The sequence below is a fragment of the Cyanobacterium aponinum PCC 10605 genome, from assembly GCF_000317675.1.
In the GTDB taxonomy this organism is placed as follows: Bacteria; Cyanobacteriota; Cyanobacteriia; order Cyanobacteriales; family Cyanobacteriaceae; genus PCC-10605.
Genome location: NC_019776.1, coordinates 1,789,463 through 1,805,104, shown reverse-complemented (window position 1 = coordinate 1,805,104; position 15,642 = coordinate 1,789,463). Strand labels below are relative to the sequence as shown.

14 protein-coding genes are annotated in these 15,642 nt (G+C 35.8%); 7 read left to right on the top strand and 7 right to left on the bottom strand.

Annotated elements, in window-relative coordinates; translation table 11 throughout:
• Positions 1-212 precede the first annotated feature (212 nt).
• The 3 genes from CYAN10605_RS07540 to CYAN10605_RS07530 form a co-directional block, all read right to left on the bottom strand.
• The gene (locus CYAN10605_RS07540) at positions 213-1,931 is read right to left on the bottom strand and encodes an ABC-ATPase domain-containing protein (protein WP_015219343.1); all 1,719 of its coding nucleotides are present in this window, start codon (positions 1,929-1,931) and stop codon (positions 213-215) included.
• A gap of 229 nt (positions 1,932-2,160) precedes the next feature.
• Complete coding sequence (locus tag CYAN10605_RS07535) at positions 2,161-3,798, bottom strand: dipeptide ABC transporter ATP-binding protein (protein WP_015219342.1); 1,638 nt, start codon at positions 3,796-3,798, stop codon at positions 2,161-2,163.
• Between the two features lie 38 nt (positions 3,799-3,836).
• Complete coding sequence (locus tag CYAN10605_RS07530; RefSeq protein WP_015219341.1) at positions 3,837-4,274, bottom strand: cupin domain-containing protein; 438 nt, start codon at positions 4,272-4,274, stop codon at positions 3,837-3,839.
• A 217-nt stretch (positions 4,275-4,491) separates the two neighbouring features.
• Here CYAN10605_RS07530 and CYAN10605_RS07525 point away from each other — a divergent pair, with 217 nt between their 5' ends.
• The gene (locus CYAN10605_RS07525; protein WP_015219340.1) at positions 4,492-4,941 is read left to right on the top strand and encodes a protein-lysine palmitoyltransferase; all 450 of its coding nucleotides are present in this window, start codon (positions 4,492-4,494) and stop codon (positions 4,939-4,941) included.
• Positions 4,942-5,204: 263 nt separating this feature from the next.
• Complete coding sequence (locus CYAN10605_RS07520; RefSeq protein ID WP_051018111.1) at positions 5,205-8,846, top strand: calcium-binding protein; 3,642 nt, start codon at positions 5,205-5,207, stop codon at positions 8,844-8,846.
• On the opposite strand, the gene CYAN10605_RS07515 is transcribed toward CYAN10605_RS07520, so the two are convergent.
• Entirely contained in the window at positions 8,760-10,013 is a 1,254-nt protein-coding gene (locus tag CYAN10605_RS07515; protein WP_015217944.1) for an RNA-guided endonuclease InsQ/TnpB family protein, read from the bottom strand. The two genes, CYAN10605_RS07520 and CYAN10605_RS07515, sit on opposite strands and share 87 nt — an antisense overlap.
• Positions 10,014-10,054: 41 nt before the next feature.
• On the opposite strand from CYAN10605_RS07515, the gene tnpA reads away from it, so the two are divergent.
• Together tnpA and CYAN10605_RS07505 are read left to right on the top strand one after the other, a co-directional pair.
• Positions 10,055-10,483 carry an IS200/IS605 family transposase gene (gene tnpA, locus CYAN10605_RS07510; protein WP_015217945.1) on the top strand — a complete coding sequence of 143 codons (429 nt, stop codon included), beginning with the start codon at positions 10,055-10,057 and terminating at the stop codon, positions 10,481-10,483.
• A gap of 43 nt (positions 10,484-10,526) precedes the next feature.
• Positions 10,527-10,820: a hypothetical protein gene (locus tag CYAN10605_RS07505; RefSeq protein ID WP_015219339.1), complete on the top strand. Its 294-nt coding sequence runs from the start codon at positions 10,527-10,529 to the stop codon at positions 10,818-10,820.
• A 188-nt stretch (positions 10,821-11,008) separates the two neighbouring features.
• Here the strand turns inward: CYAN10605_RS07505 and CYAN10605_RS18140 are convergent, their stop codons facing one another.
• The gene (locus CYAN10605_RS18140) at positions 11,009-11,158 is read right to left on the bottom strand and encodes a YlcI/YnfO family protein (RefSeq protein ID WP_071880491.1); all 150 of its coding nucleotides are present in this window, start codon (positions 11,156-11,158) and stop codon (positions 11,009-11,011) included.
• A 413-nt stretch (positions 11,159-11,571) separates the two neighbouring features.
• Positions 11,572-14,217, bottom strand: coding sequence for an alanine--tRNA ligase (gene alaS / locus CYAN10605_RS07495; RefSeq protein WP_015219338.1), 2,646 nt, complete (start codon positions 14,215-14,217; stop codon positions 11,572-11,574).
• Positions 14,218-14,312: 95 nt separating this feature from the next.
• On the opposite strand from alaS, the gene CYAN10605_RS07490 reads away from it, so the two are divergent.
• From CYAN10605_RS07490 to CYAN10605_RS07480, 3 genes are read left to right on the top strand one after another with little or no spacing between them, the layout of a single operon-like run.
• Positions 14,313-14,573, top strand: a complete 261-nt coding sequence (locus CYAN10605_RS07490; RefSeq protein WP_015219337.1) for a BrnT family toxin — start codon at positions 14,313-14,315, stop codon at positions 14,571-14,573.
• The gene (gene brnA / locus CYAN10605_RS07485; protein WP_015219336.1) at positions 14,563-14,793 is read left to right on the top strand and encodes a type II toxin-antitoxin system BrnA family antitoxin; all 231 of its coding nucleotides are present in this window, start codon (positions 14,563-14,565) and stop codon (positions 14,791-14,793) included. Before CYAN10605_RS07490 ends, brnA begins: the two co-directional genes overlap by 11 nt.
• A gap of 19 nt (positions 14,794-14,812) precedes the next feature.
• A complete protein-coding gene (locus CYAN10605_RS07480) occupies positions 14,813-15,037 on the top strand; it encodes a type II toxin-antitoxin system HicB family antitoxin (RefSeq protein ID WP_015219335.1) in 225 nt (74 codons plus the stop codon).
• A 16-nt stretch (positions 15,038-15,053) separates the two neighbouring features.
• On the opposite strand, the gene CYAN10605_RS07475 is transcribed toward CYAN10605_RS07480, so the two are convergent.
• Positions 15,054-15,545, bottom strand: a complete 492-nt coding sequence (locus tag CYAN10605_RS07475) for a dual specificity protein phosphatase family protein (RefSeq protein ID WP_015219334.1) — start codon at positions 15,543-15,545, stop codon at positions 15,054-15,056.
• Between the last annotated feature and the right edge of the window lie 97 nt (positions 15,546-15,642).

Genomic DNA, 15,642 nt, shown 5'->3' with positions numbered 1-15,642 from the left:
GAACTGACGTTACACCCCAAAACCCCAAGCCCCTACTTCCCCTCTCATTCTCTCATCACTTTAACACCTGCAACCTGAAACCTGACACCTGACACCTATCCTTTTCCGATATTCTTAAACCGAACTGAGGTTATTTAACCTAACACCTGTAACCTGTAACTTTCTACCGACAATCAATTATGTTTTTGCTTAACACCAGTTATTAATTGCTACTAATCTAATTTCTTAAAAGTTTTCAAACTCCGCAGACGATTTATAGCACAAGCTAACTCGAAATGACGAAACATGGTTAAATCCCCTTGAGGAAAATCTGTTAATATATCAAGCCCTTTCGTCTCTAAATCTTTCATCAATAAATTGATAGCTTCGGAAAGGGATTTTTTTTGTCCTAAATATTTTTTCTGTGTATATAATATAGAAAATGCGATCGCTCTTAGTTGACCATTCTCCACTAACTGAGAAACAGAAGCTAAATCAATATTTTCTATCCCAAATTGGATTGTATCTAAATCTCTGACTTGAATTTTGACATCTCGCTTACCTCTTTTTGCGGAAATACTTTCAGGATTAATAAAACGGGGAGTAATCTTACCAAATTTGATACTATCGCCCCCCTCCCTAAATTGAGGAAAATCGAGTGCAATTTGTTTTGCCTTATCCGTCACATCTAAAGGTTGAAAACTATCCATAGCAATGACAGTATTTGCTACTTCAAAATAATCCCCACTTCCCCCCATCACCAAAATCGTAGAGACACCATAATCTTCATATAATGCCTTAATTTTATCCACTAAAGGAGTAATTGGTTCTTTTTCTTTAGCAATTAACTTCTGCATTCTTCCATCTCGAATCATGAAATTAGTTGCCGAAGTATCCTCGTCAATCAACAATAACTTACTGCCCACTTCTAAGGCTTCCATAATATTAGCACTTTGAGAAGTACTACCACTGGCATTTGGAGTATGAAAATTAACCGTTGATTTACCTTGAGGAAGATGATTAATAAAAGGAGAAATATCAACTCCTGTGATGCTACGCCCATCTTCAGCTCGAATTTTTACCCCTGTTGAATTTGTTATTACTAATTCTCTACCATCATCAGGAATATGATTATATATCCCCAATTCGATGGCATGAAGTAAAGTTGATTTACCATGATAACCCCCCCCAACAATAAGAGTAATTCCTTTTTTAATACCCATTCCCCTTACTTTACCTCGATTTGGACAGATAAATTCCACTTCCAGAGAAGGAGGAGATTGAAATTTAATCACTTCTTTTCCTTGTAAGGGCAAAGGAGAAATCCCACTATCACGGGGTAAAATGGCATCGTTTGCCACAAATGCCACTAAATCTTGATTCTCTAATTCCTGACGAATATAATTGGCATCTTCAACGGTTTCTACATGGTATTTAACATCTTGATGATTAAGTACATCATATAACAGGCATTTGTTAACTATTTCGGGGATATTTTCACAAAGTAATTCTATGGCTTGAAATCCTAAAATTCTCCTCCCATTAGCGGGTAGCCCCACCACTAAACGCACTTCTAACTCTTGTTTATTCAGTAAAACACTACTGCGTTGTATCACTTCTTGAGCAATGTCGGCAATGGCAATCAAACCACTTTTTCCACTACCTCGCCTTTGACTAATTTGTTTAAGATGATCAATAATTTGGCGATGAATATAATCTGTTAAAGCAATATTGCGAATAGAAGAATCAAATAGATTTTCAGGAAATTTGGCTATGGATTGATTTATCTTTATTCTAATTTTACTAGGAGAAGCAAAAGGATCTCCTTGAACATGATCTATTATTAAGTTAAAGTTATCGAATTTATACTCACTTTTTATACTTTTATAAGCTGGATAACTTTTTCCATCTAAGTTTTTTAATAATTCTTTTAATTGTAGATTATTTTTCATTGATAAAATGGTTTTCTTACTTTGGATGTGATAAATTATCTTTAAAAAAAGGTGTCAGGTTTCAGGTGGCAGGTGACAGGAGAGTAATGAGTAATGAGGATGAGAGTTAGGAGTTTTTAATTCTTAATTCTTAATTCTTAATTCTTAATTCTTAACTATTCACTATTGCCTATTCCCTATTCCCTGTCTTAACCAGATAATTTGAGTACAAAACTAGCTCACTCATTACTCAAAGGGTAGGGGCGGCGGCAAGTAGAGTTTTTGTATAAGGATGTTGAGGATTGTTAAATATTTTCTCGGTGACATCTAGTTCAACTATTTTACCACCATTCATGACGGCAATGCGATCGCACAGAAAACGGGCTACGGATAAGTCATGGGTGATGAATAGATAAGTTAGCTTAAATTCCTGTTTCAGTTCTAGCATCAATTCTAATACCTGCGCTTGTACCGTTGCATCTAACATACTGACAGGCTCATCACAAATCACTAATTTCGGTTGTGTAATTAAGGCACGGGCAATGGCAACTCTTTGTTGTTGACCCCCGGAAAGTTCTTTGGGATAACGGTTATAATATTCTTTGGGGTCTAATCCTACTCGTTGTAGCATAGTTTCAACCCGTTGACGATTTTCTAATTTATTGCCTAGTTGATGAATGATTAAAGGTTCAATAATAGATTCCCCTATAGTCATCATAGGATTTAAACAGGCGTGGGGGTCTTGAAAAATCATTTGAATTTCCCTTCGCAAACCTCGTAACTGTGACCTAGAAAGGGTTGTTAGGTCTTTTCCCTGCCATAACACCTGCCCATTGGTTGCCCGAATTAATTGCAAAATAGTACGGGATAGGGTGCTTTTCCCGCAACCAGATTCCCCCACTAAACCGAGGATTTCTCCTTGCCAAATGTTTAAATTGAGATCATCAACGGCTTTAATAAACTGACTTTTTTTCCCTAATAATTGCTCTATAAAGTTAACTGAAATAGTATAATATTTTTGCAGATTTTTTAGTTCTAATAAGGGCTTATTTTCTTCTTTTTTTTCTTCTTGATTCTGATTTTCTGTATGATGAAGATGAAAAGCGGCTTTTAACAATGACTTGGTATATTCATGTTTGGGACTATATATAACATCTTTTACTGTTCCCATTTCTACCATTTTTCCGCCATACATAACACCAATGCGATCGCAATATTTTGCTACCATAGCTAAATCATGGGAAATCAATAATAATCCCATATCTCTTTCTCTACATAATGCAGTTAATTCCCGTAGAATTTCTCCTGCAATAGTAACATCTAAACTGGTAGTAGGCTCATCGGCAATAATTACTTTAGGTTCTAATAATAATGCAAGTGCGATCGCAACTCTTTGTCTCATACCACCACTAAACTCATGGGGATACTGATTAAATCTATCAGGGGATATTTTCACCGTAGCTAAAGCAGTGAGGGCTTTTTCTTTTGCTTGAGATGAAGATAAATGGGGTTGATGAGCCTTGAGAGTTTCGATACAATGATCTCCAATAGTCATTAAAGGATCAAGCCTTGTCATAGGGTCTTGAAAAACTAAAGCAACAACTTCCCCTCGAAATCTGCGTAAAGCAGAAGCAGAATAATCATAAATAGACTTCCCTTGAAACCTTGCTTCTCCCTCTACCGTTGCCTGATTAGGTAAAAGACGCATCATCGCTCTGCCCAAAGTCGATTTACCACAACCAGATTCCCCCACTAACGCCATTATTTCCCCTGTATTCAGTTGAAAAGAAACACCATCTACTGCCCAAGAGGGGTTACTATCATCTGCTCTGTGAATAGTAGAATAGGCAATACGTAAATTGTTAATGTCTAAAAGGCATTGACTCATAAAAGAAACAGGGGATTAACAAACTGGATAAGTGCTAGTCAATTATTGATTACTAACTGCTGATTAGTCAATTTTTTCACTAAATCTAAATTATAAGCAAAAGGTCTTTTTATCGGTTGATAATCTTTGACATGAGTTTCTCCATGACGTAATACAGCATTAACTAACAAACAAGAATCATTACTCAAATTGATTGCACCATGAGGAATACCGGGGGGAATTGTAATCACTTGGGGATTATTTTCTGTTAAATGTAGATACTGATATTGACGATTTTGCAAAACCACTAAAACAAAATTACCCTTTACAACTAATAATTGATCCGTTTGAAAATGATGGACAAATAAATCATCAATGGTGTGCGGTGGGATTTGCACTAACATGGTTTCATGGCTAGACTGGGGAGTGTAAAATAAAGCCATTCCTCCTTGAATTGATTGCAATTTTTGTTGTGAAACACTCTTGATTTGTGCCATTTTGTTCACCTTTTCTTGCTCTTTAATTCTAAGATAATCAAAATATTTGTTAAAAAATGTTAAGTTAGTTACATAAATAAACTTTGAATATAACTAACAAAAGACAAATTATTATTAAAAGATATTGGGAAAAAATAAATCAGAAATAAACAAATATAATTATATTTTAATAAACATTAAAAAGTAATTTTATCAAAAATAAAAAATAGAAATAGATATGAGTATAAGTGATATAGCTATTAATGAAAATATGACAAAAATATTAGGAGAAATAGTATTTTTAATGGGCAGTTGTGACAATTCCAGAAAATACCCTATTAGTTTTATTATTAACTACCTTTTACCATCAATACATCTAAATCAATATAGACTTTATAGAACCGTAAAAGAAAATAAGCCTATTGGTTTTGCTTGTTGGGCTTTTGTTAGTGATCAAGTAGAAGAACAAATGATTAAAAATGATATTAACTTGACTATTGAAGAAAGAAAGTCAGGAGAAAATCTCTATATTCTTTACTTTATTGCACCATTTGGTCATGCAAAAAAAATTAGTCAAGACCTAAAAAATAATATTTTTCCTTATAGAATGATCAAAGGTTTAAGACTGACTAAAGATAGTAAAAAAATAGCCAAAATCGCCATTTATCATAACAGAAATAAAAGTTAGACAAAATCTTTCATCAGGCTATAATCTAAGGGTAAATATCCTATGTGAAGGAAAAAATACTCCAAAATGGGCAAATTATATCAAGGCACGGAAAGCCACGATCGCATCGACATTAGAAATACTAACTTTAATGTAGTTTGGGCAAAATCTGGGGTTGATGTTGTATATGCTAGAGAAGATAACGACACTATCTCCGGGGCAAATGATCAAGACATCATTAATGGTTATGGCGGAAAAATGGTTATGGCGGAAACGATTTTCTTATGGGTGAGGGAGGAAGAGATAGTATATATGCAGGTCAAGGAAATGACACCATTCACGGGGGGTACGCTAATTGGGTTCCGGGTGGTTCAGATGACGGAGACGACTACATCAGAGGAGATGAAGGAGATGATGCCCTGATTGGAGAAAGAGGTAATGATACCCTTTTGGGTGGAGCAGGTAATGATTATCTTGATGGTGGAGATGATAATGACGAGATTCGGGGCGGTTCAGGCAATGACACAATTTATGGCAGAAGGGGCAATAATAGCTTATCTGGAGAAGACGGAGATGACTATATCAGAGGAGGAGTCGATCGAGATGTAATTGATGGTGGTAATGGTAATAATGAGATTTGGGGAGGTAATGGACAGGATACTATCAATGGTGGTGTAGGACATGACAAAATTCACGGAGATGAGTTCATTGAAGTAGATGTCAGACTGCCTGTAAGTCAATGGAAATATTATTTTATTAGGACAAAGGATGTAATTAATAGTGGGGCTGGAAATGACACCATTGAAGGCATGGGACACGATGATGTAATTGATGGTGGAGAAGGTAACGATATTATTTATGGAGATTATATAAAGCCTATAGGAACATATGTAGAGGATATATATGTATATGGAGATGATTATATTAACGGAGGTTTAGGAGATGATGTCCTTTATGGCAATTGGGGAAATGATACTCTTTTATCAGGAGAAGGTACAGATATTCTCTTTGGTGGAAAAAGTAACGATTTACTAAAGGTGACAGGAGATCCCTCCCAACAAGGAATCAATATATTATTTGGTGGTGAGGGAGATGATAGCATTATTGGAGGTGATCATTCTACCCCGGCAGAAAATCTCCTACTGCCTCCATTTTTGGAACAGGAGCTTAAAAACTTAAAAGACTTTATCAAAAGTTTAGAGAATGCCAACAATTTTTTACCTACTATCGGTGAAGTGATAGATGGTGGACGAGGATTTGACACCATTGAGGCGGGACAAGGCATGGATATTATCATGGCAGGATTACCCACATCTGCCAATACTCAAGACAAAGTGCAGTTGATTTACGGTAACTCCAAAGAATCGAAAATACCAGAGCCAGATGTATTTGTCATCACTACAGTAGAATTATCTCGACAAGAGCAAATTAATCAAGCCATGATTGCGGATTCTCTAAACCTAGTTCTTAAAGGGTTGAAAATCTTAGCCACAATCGTTGATGTTTCACAAACCGTCGTACCTATCGGAAAACTACCCGGATTAGTTCTTGATATGGGGGTTTATGGGGTAGAGCTATGGAAATTTATTGATAAATACACAGGAAAACGACCAGATGAACCGAGTATCCTCGATAAAATGACGGTAATCCCCGATTTTGATCCCGGTTTGGATGTCTTATATTTAGACAATGGCGGTGGAAAACTAAGATATACAATAGAATACAAAAGTCAGATTATAGGGAATAAAATTTATCAAGGTCTTGTATTCAGCGATGCTCAAGGAAAGATACCACAACCGAGAGTGCTTTTACAGGGTTTTACAAATCGTGACATGGAAAGAATTATCAGAGATGAGAATCAGATTTTGCCAACTACTGGGGAGTTTGTCGGTATTTCTTTCTTACCAAATCTCAATAGCCCCGATAATTCTGAACCCCCAAGACAACCGTCAGAACCGTTGAACTTAGGAAATTTTTTTACTCTGACAGAAGATAATGACTTTGTCCAAATTGAAAATTCTAATCCCACTGAGATAATTACTTTAGCAGGAGATGACACAATTATAGTGGACACTCAACAAAAGGTTTTAGCTGGTATAGGAAATGATGAAATTTATGCAGGTGTAGCCAGAGGAGGCAATACTTTATCTGGGGGACTAGGGGAAGACGCATTTTGGTTTTATGATGAGCATGGAGGAGAAGTAATCAATACGATCAAAAATTTACTAGGAGATGTTGATCAAGTTGATTGGGAAGTATGGCAAGAGAATGTTTACCAAGAATATATCAACACTTTTGGCGAGGGAAGATTAAATGTAGTTGTCGATTTTAATCTTGAAGAGGATTTAATTGGTTTTACTGATTTTCTTATTCCTGTGGGAATAGATAATGTTAGCTGGAGAAAACAGGGTAGTGATTCGGTTATTTCTTTATTTGAGAGAGAGATTATTCTTTTACAAAATACCCCCACGGAAAATTTAACTCCTGAGCATTTTATCTTTGACAATTCTTTGTTTGAAAAAATTTCTGACGGGAATAATATTCTCAATACTTTTAGTATTTTAGATGAAGAAGAAAACTTAACTGACACTGATACTGAGAATAATGGTTTTAATGATGAGACTCTAAATACAAGATTAAGTAGTGAGGAGTTAATCAGTAAAAGAAAGCTAATTAAGATTCAAGAGGAAGAAGAGTTTTTATCTTCCACAGATAGTAACATCATTGTAGGCACTGATGGTGATGATAAGATTATTGTCGATGGTAATCAACAGGTTTTTGCCCTTGGGAGAAATGATCAAATCTATGCCAGTATATCTTCAGGGGGTAATATCTTATCTGGTGGTACGGGTAATGATGAATTTTGGTTTTATGATGACAATGGTGGGGATTTAGTTTTAAATATCGTTGAAAATGTGGTTACTGGTGGTGGTAGTCTCAATTTTGATGTTATCGAAGAGTATGGTAAAAGTTTTCAAGATGCAATTGTTAATACAATCACTGATTTTAGTGTAGAAGAAGATGTAATTGGTATTGTGGATTTTCCTTTTCCTTTAGGGCTAAATAGTTTTGAATTCAGACAAGAGGGAAATGATTTTATTATTTCTTTATTTGAACGAGATATTATTCTTTTGCAAAACATTCGAGAGGAAGACTTAACCACAGAGAATTTTATTTTTGATAATTCTTTGTTTGACCAAATTTTGACCAATACTCTTAATAACTACACTGATAAGCAAGTAATTGTCGATGTTTCTTCTGCCGACACCGCCTTTCCAGAAGACGTTATTATCACTTCACCTCAGCCTGATACCTCAACAGTATTCATTGCAGGTAATCAAAATCATACCTTTGAGTCAGGCATTGCTCCAGACTTTTTTGACCTGATTTCTGGTGGTACAAATATTATTCAGGGGATACTACCTCAATTAAATGAAGATATGATCGAAGGATTCGGAGAAAATGATCAAATAACCATTCAAAATAGTCTTTTAAGTGCTGAAAAAATAAAAGTATCTTTCGCTTTTGGTTCTACTATTTTTTTAGAGATTGATGGTGATAGTGATGATAACATAGACTCTAGTATGACTATTGAAGGTGATTTCACTGACGCTCTATTCCTTGTCAATCCTAGAGAAGACAATACCGATATTACATTGAAAGTGCTGGATACTCCTATTCATCGTTTTCAAAATAAAGATGTGCCGGGGGCTTATATATTTGCAGGAGAAGAAGAAAGCCAAAGTATCAGAGATAGTCATAGTAACTTTGCAGAAGAAGGATTAGCTTTTAAGGTAGCTCACCAAGAAGATAGTTTAATCAGAATCAATCGTTATGAACTACGCATTTCCGCTACGCTGAGAAATGCGTTTCTGACGCTTCTTCGCCCCAATTTGCCTCATGTTTCCACACTCGGTAGAGCTTGACGACTCTGCGTCTAAAGAGGCACGTTCCATACCCCTGATGTAATTTTCGATGACCATAGCGGCAGCAGTATCACGATTAGTAGTAAATCCACAGTTTTCGCACTTATGCACCCTCTCAGATAAAGATTTTTTCTTTTGATGTCCACATTTAGGACAAGTCTGAGAGGGTTTTACTTTGCGAGTAGGAATTTCTATGTACATTCCTCCTGCTTCTGTTACCTTATAAGCAATCATGGACTTGAGTTCTCCTATCCCTACATCTAAGATAGAGCGATTAAGTCCTGTTTTTTGCTTTTTACGTTTACTACCTTTTTTAGCTTTTTTGGTCATTCCCTTGATGTTAAGTTGCTCTGTACCGATGAAGCTATTACGGCTAACGATTTCTACCGATACTTGATGATGCCAATTGTGCCGTTGACGAGCAACTTTACTTTGAATTTTACCTACGGCTTTAGCAGACTTTTTCCATCTACAAGAGGCTTTTATCCCTTTACGGGGATTTCTTTTTTTCCTAGCTTTCTTTGCAACTTTATTGATTTTTTGTTGAGATTCTTTTAAAAATCGAGGATTTTCGATAAAATTCCCCGATGAATCTGCTATAGCATCATTTACCCCAAAATCAAGCCCTATTACTCCCTTATCCGTTTGATAGCGAGTAGGGATACACTCTACCGTGATTGATGCGTACCATTTTCCTTGTTTGTACAGAATCGTACAGGTTTTAGGTTCACCCCAATCTCTAGCTTGTCCACGCATCTTAATTTCTCCTAAATTTGAGATTTTAAGCCTACCGTGCTTTCCGTTACTTAGAGCCTTCCATCCTGCTTTACAAGGATATGTCCATCCTCTGTAATGTCTAGCAGACTTGTACTTTGGATAACCCGACTTTAGTTTAAAAAATCGCTGAAAGGCAAAGTCAACACGCTTTACCGTTGCTTGGAGAGCATGAGAACCTAGCTTCTTGTATTCTATCCATACTTCTTTAAACTCAGGTAAAGAATTTTGTTGCTCAAAATAAGTCACACTTCTACCATATCGCTTATATTGCTCCCTGCGATGAGTGATACACGCATTATAGAGATCCTTGTGCAATCTCCGCCAATAGTGCATTTTCTCGTTTTGAGCTTTATTCGGATATAGTCTAAATGTAACTCTTTTTATAGCCATCTATAATCAAAAAGTTTTGCTAAGATATTCGTTATTATATCATGCAGTTGGGGGATTGTGTATTGAAACCCAGAAAAAGCTCTCATAGTGTTTTTAGCGTTCACTTACATCTAGTTTTTGTCACTCATTATCGGAGAAAAGTATTAACAAAAGAAATGATTGTAAGACTAGGAGAAATGTTAGAACAAGTAGCAAAAAAGTTAGATTGCTTTATCTTAGAATTTAACGGTGAACCAGACCATGTACATATTTTGCTAGACTTGCATCCTAAAAATGCTATCTCCACAGTCGTCGCTTGTCTAAAAAGCTCAACGGCTAGAATGCTAAAAAAGGAATTTCCTCAAGAAGTAAAAAAATACTATTGGGGGAAAGTGTCTTTCTGGTCTGGTTCTTATTACGTAGCTAGTACGGGTGGTGCGACTATCGAAAAGCTCAAAGAATATATAAAAAATCAGGAAGGGGGAAAATAAAATTAGGTGTTGCTATCCTTCCCCAATCCGCTTACAGCTGAGATTGGGGACTGCCGCAACGGACGTTCAAAACAGAGATATACCGGGAGCTTATCTATTTGCTAGTGAGGAGGAAAGTAAAAGTATTCGAGATAATCATAGCAATTTTATAGAAGAAGGCATTGCTTTTTATGCCGCATCTGCGGGAAGTAGCACAGGCTCTGGAATATATCGCTTTCAAAGTTTAGTTAATCCTGGTGCTTATATTTTTGTAGGGGAGCAAGAAAGACAAAATATTATTCAAAATTACTCTGATGTTTTTGTAGAGGAAGGCATAGTTTTTGAAGTGGTAGTTTAAAAAGTCTTTGGGATACCTCTGTGTATCCCCTTGAAAAGGAAGATGGGAAAACAGTTAGATGGTCTATCTTAAATGTCAAAAGAGGACTCCTATCAGCATTTGACAATACAAAAAAATACATTACAAATCCTTTAGTCCTGACGAAAGGAAGGAACTGGGAGATGAATTTTGACCAACAAAATAAACCTTTAGTCCTTAGTATCAGTGGGTTTTGGTAATCGTTTACAGTAATCTTGGATAATCTCCGACATACTTACATTTTTAGACTTAGCGTAGTAAGCAAGTCTTGTTTTTTCGTCTTCGGTTAACCTTAAGGTAAATTGGATTTTTCTGACCATTGACAATACATTAAATATGATGTGCGATTAACGATAACGTAACCAGTAATGTGGGTGCTAGTGCGACAAATAATTACAGTACCTAGATAACTAAATAGTCAAAGTATAAGGTTGTTAACTCGAAAAACTCAGTTAACGTAAAACCTTTAGCCCTGACGATAGGAAGGGTCTGAGAGAAATGACACCTAGATACTGGTTCCGTAGGGCATAGGGTAGCACAGATAAGAAACTGTGTTTAAAATGCTTGTGGAGTCGGTCTGACGGGGGTTAAGAGCAATCTTGATCTAGTTAAGAGGCAATCTGAAAGAAGCAAGAATCACCCATCACAATCTTTGATTTGATGGTGTGAGTGTCAACAAGTGTAAATCTTGGGTGTACTAACAAGTAGGGCGATGTATCGCCCCACTAAAAAATTAAGATAAAGTCTCAATTAATTTGTTTTTAGCAATAGTTAAAGCCTCTTCTAATTTACTGGTATCTTTACCCCCACCTTGAGCAAAGTTAGGTTTTCCTCCGCCTTTTCCATCACAAGCAAGGGCGATTTCACGGATATATTCATTGGCGTTTAATCCTTTTTCTTGATAAATTTTATCGCTGAACACCCCTACAACGCTAACTTTATTTTCTTCAGGAATAGAAGCTAAAATGACTGCTGAATTACCTAATTTTTCTTGCAATTTTTTCGCCGCAGATTGTAATGATTTTGCATCCAAATTATCTAATTTAGCCACTAAAATGTTAAATTCTCCGATATTTTGGGCTTGATTAACTAGATTTTCAGACTTCAATAAAGCTAACTCTTGTTTAAGATTTTCTACTTCTTTTTGAGTTGCCTTTAATTCATCTTGTATATTGGCAAAACGTTCGGTAATTTCTTCGGGTTTAGCTTTTAATTTATCCCCTAATTCTTTCACCACATTATCTCTTACTTTGAGATACTCTAAAACTGACGCACCTGCTACCGCTTCAATTCGTCTGATACCTGAAGCAACCCCCGTTTCGGAAATAATTTTAAATAGACCAATTTCTGCTGTATTATTAACATGAGTGCCTCCGCACAATTCCATCGAAACGCTAGGAATATCGATAACACGCACTTCTGAGCCATATTTTTCTCCAAACATTGCGATCGCACCTTTGGATTTAGCTTCTTCTAAGGGCATTACGGAGATATAAGCAGTATGGGCTTCAGCAATCCAAGTGTTAATTAAATCTTCAACCTGTTGTAATTGAGATTTAGTGAGAGCTTGAGGGCAATTAAAATCAAAACGTAACTTATCAAAGGATACTAAAGAACCAGCCTGAGAGATGTTTTCATCAACAACTTTTTTCAAGGCAGATTGTAATAAATGAGTAGCGGTATGATTGGTTCTGACACGGTTACGACAGGCTTTATCAACGGTAGCACGTAGTTTTTGCCCAATGTTGATTGTACCTCTTTCCACTGTGCCATAGTGAACAAAAAAGCCCGACTCTTTCTGCACATCCTCGATAGAAACTAACACATCGTCTCCTGCTAAATAGCCCTTATCGCCAATTTGACCACCTGATTCAGCATAAAAAGGAGTTTTATTCAAGATTAACTGAACTTTACTTCCTGATTCTGCTTTTTCTACCGATTTGCCCTCAACTAATAGCGCCTCAATCTGACTAATTAATTGATATTCGTGGTAGCCTAAAAATTCCGTAGGGTGGATATGCTCCGCTAACTTATCGATGCTACCCTGTACCGTTAAATCAATGGTTTCATGGGCAGACTGCGATCGCCCCCTTTGAGCTTCCATTTCCGCCTCAAAACCTTCAATATCAACGGTTAAACCCTCTTCTTCTGCAATTTCTTGGGTCAATTCGAGGGGAAAACCATCAGTATCATAAAGGGTAAAAGCATCCTCTCCTGAAATAACGGTTTTTTGGTCTTTTTTTAGTTTAATAATCACTTCATTTAAGAGTTTTTCACCCCTTTCAAGGGTTGCCAAGAAAGCAGATTCTTCCCGTTGTAACTCGGTTTTAATTACCTTTTCCCTTTCCCTAGTATTGCTATAAACCCCTTCTAAGAGTTGTATCGCCTTTTCTGCCACTTCATTGATAAAATTACCATCAATACCAATTAAACGACCATGACGCACTACACGACGTATGAGACGACGTAAAACATAACCTCTCCCCGTATTAGAAGCAGAAATACCATCAGCAATCATTTGAACTACAGAACGAACATGATCCCCAATAACTTTTAAAGATACTTTTGTTTTATTCTCCGCCGTGCCATAGTCAATATCTGCTAACTTAGCCGCAGTTTCAATAATGGGGAAAATCAAATCAGTTTCGTAATTATTCGGCACTTGTTGCAGAATTTGTGCCATTCTTTCTAACCCCATGCCCGTATCAATATTTTTATTTTGCAAAGGTGTTAAATTACCTTCTGCATCTCGGTTATACTGCATAAACACCAAGTTATAAAACTCGATGAAGCGGGAGTCATCTTCTAAATCGATGTTATCATCCCCCAATTCGGGCTTAAAATCGTAGTATAACTCAGAACAAGGTCCACAAGGACCAGTAGCTCCAGATTTCCAAAAATTATCTTCCTCTCCCATACGAATAATCCGTTTTTCTGGTATTCCTACCTCATCTCGCCAGATAGCAAAAGCCTCGTCATCTTCTCTAAATACACTAACGACAATTCTTTCTGGAGGTAACTTAAACACTTGGGTTGACAACTCCCATCCCCATGCGATCGCTTCTGACTTAAAATAATCACCAAAGCTAAAATTCCCCAACATCTCGAAAAAAGTATGATGTCTGGCAGTGCGTCCCACATTTTCAATATCATTAGTGCGGATACACTTTTGCGAAGTAGTAGCACGGGGATATTCAGGGGTTTTTTGCCCTAAGAAAATAGGCTTAAAAGGAAGCATTCCTGCTATAGTAAGTAAAACGGTGGGATCTTCAGGTATTAATGAAGCACTAGGAAGGATTTTGTGTTGTTTTTCGGCAAAAAAGTTTAAAAATTTCTCTCTGATTTCGTTTCCTGTTAAAGAAGGAGGAATATTAGTCATAAAGTATTATCAATAATGGTCTATATCCTATTATTGCTGATTTTTGTTGCTATCATTAAGAAAGTGTTTCTAAGAGTCGTTGTTAGTGCGAAAGTATGGAATTTGAGTATGATGAAAATAAAAGTAATATCAATAAAGAAAAACACGGCATTGATTTTGAAGAAGCCCAGTTATTATGGTTAGACAATAATCGGATTGAGATAAAAGCAAATTCAACCAATGAATTTCGGATGATAATAATTGGTAAAATTAAGGAAAAATATTGGTCTGCAATAATAACATATCGCCAAACTAAAATTAGAATTATATCTGTTAGACGTTCGAGAAAACAAGAGGTAAATTTTTATGAAAGCTGAAGAATTAGATTTATTATTTGAAGAAGGAAAAGAAGATATTTTAGAATATTTTGATTTATCAACGGCAAAGCGCCCTGCTTTGGAAAAGACAAAAATTGATTTGGATTTACCCCAATGGATGATAATTGCCTTAGATAAAGAAGCAAAAAGATTAGGTATTGAGTCTCAATCTTTAATTAAAGTTTGGATTGCTCAACATTTAGATTCCGCTAAAATATAGTAAAAGAGAGTAAGTAATTATGAATAAATTTGATTATACGATTACTATTCAATGGAGTGATGAAGATAATTGTTTTGTGGTTTTTTTCCCTGAATTTAGTCAGAATGTTATGCAACCTTTTACTCACGGTGAAACCTATGAAGAAGCCTTAAAAAATGGGCAAGAAGTTTTAGAGTTAATTATAGAAGAATATCAAGAAGATGGTAAAATTTTACCTCAACCTAAAACCTTTGTTTTTGCTTAATTATTACCCCATATTTTCACCCATAATATTCTTGAAAAACCTTATCTAATAATTCACCATTTAAGTTTAATATTTCATCAGTGAGACGGATAATTTCAATATTGGGCATCGCTTGGGGGCGTATTTCATTGACAATGTTTATCGCTTCTTGAATGTTTTTGGTAAGATAAGTGAGAATAGTTAAAGCCATACCAGAAGAGCGACTTATTCCCTCATGACAATGAATTAAAAGTTTACCTTCACCTTTATAACTTTCTTGAAAATTATCAGCAAAATTTAGTACTTGATAAATTATATCCTTTGTCACAATTTCCAATCCTAACTCATCTTCTTCAGACCAAATATCATCAAATTCTAACTCTAAAACACTATGACGATTTTCCTCTTTTTTCTCTGTAATAGATAATGGAGCATAAATACGCCATGCAGGATTCATAATTGAAATAACTCCATCGGCTTCATCAATATAATCATTGACTTCACTCACTCCACAAATGATAATTTCCATATTACTTTTCTCCAATTTTAATGATAAGATTATTCGCTTCTTTTACTACTGTTATATATTTTATATTCAGAGTAAAATTCCCCTAAAAAGGGGATTA

What these genes read in the sequence shown, in the direction of transcription:
- CYAN10605_RS07540 (WP_015219343.1), bottom strand. Translation starts at nt 1,931, where the DNA reads ATGAAAAATAATCTACAATTAAAAGAATTATTAAAAAACTTAGATGGA.
- CYAN10605_RS07535 (WP_015219342.1), bottom strand. Translation starts at nt 3,798, where the DNA reads ATGAGTCAATGCCTTTTAGACATTAACAATTTACGTATTGCCTATTCT.
- CYAN10605_RS07530 (WP_015219341.1), bottom strand. Translation starts at nt 4,274, where the DNA reads ATGGCACAAATCAAGAGTGTTTCACAACAAAAATTGCAATCAATTCAA.
- CYAN10605_RS07525 (WP_015219340.1), top strand. Translation starts at nt 4,492, where the DNA reads ATGAGTATAAGTGATATAGCTATTAATGAAAATATGACAAAAATATTA.
- CYAN10605_RS07520 (WP_051018111.1), top strand. Translation starts at nt 5,205, where the DNA reads ATGGGTGAGGGAGGAAGAGATAGTATATATGCAGGTCAAGGAAATGAC.
- CYAN10605_RS07515 (WP_015217944.1), bottom strand. Translation starts at nt 10,013, where the DNA reads ATGGCTATAAAAAGAGTTACATTTAGACTATATCCGAATAAAGCTCAA.
- tnpA (WP_015217945.1), top strand. Translation starts at nt 10,055, where the DNA reads ATGCAGTTGGGGGATTGTGTATTGAAACCCAGAAAAAGCTCTCATAGT.
- CYAN10605_RS18140 (WP_071880491.1), bottom strand. Translation starts at nt 11,158, where the DNA reads ATGGTCAGAAAAATCCAATTTACCTTAAGGTTAACCGAAGACGAAAAA.
- alaS (WP_015219338.1), bottom strand. Translation starts at nt 14,217, where the DNA reads ATGACTAATATTCCTCCTTCTTTAACAGGAAACGAAATCAGAGAGAAA.
- CYAN10605_RS07490 (WP_015219337.1), top strand. Translation starts at nt 14,313, where the DNA reads ATGGAATTTGAGTATGATGAAAATAAAAGTAATATCAATAAAGAAAAA.
- brnA (WP_015219336.1), top strand. Translation starts at nt 14,563, where the DNA reads ATGAAAGCTGAAGAATTAGATTTATTATTTGAAGAAGGAAAAGAAGAT.
- CYAN10605_RS07480 (WP_015219335.1), top strand. Translation starts at nt 14,813, where the DNA reads ATGAATAAATTTGATTATACGATTACTATTCAATGGAGTGATGAAGAT.
- CYAN10605_RS07475 (WP_015219334.1), bottom strand. Translation starts at nt 15,545, where the DNA reads ATGGAAATTATCATTTGTGGAGTGAGTGAAGTCAATGATTATATTGAT.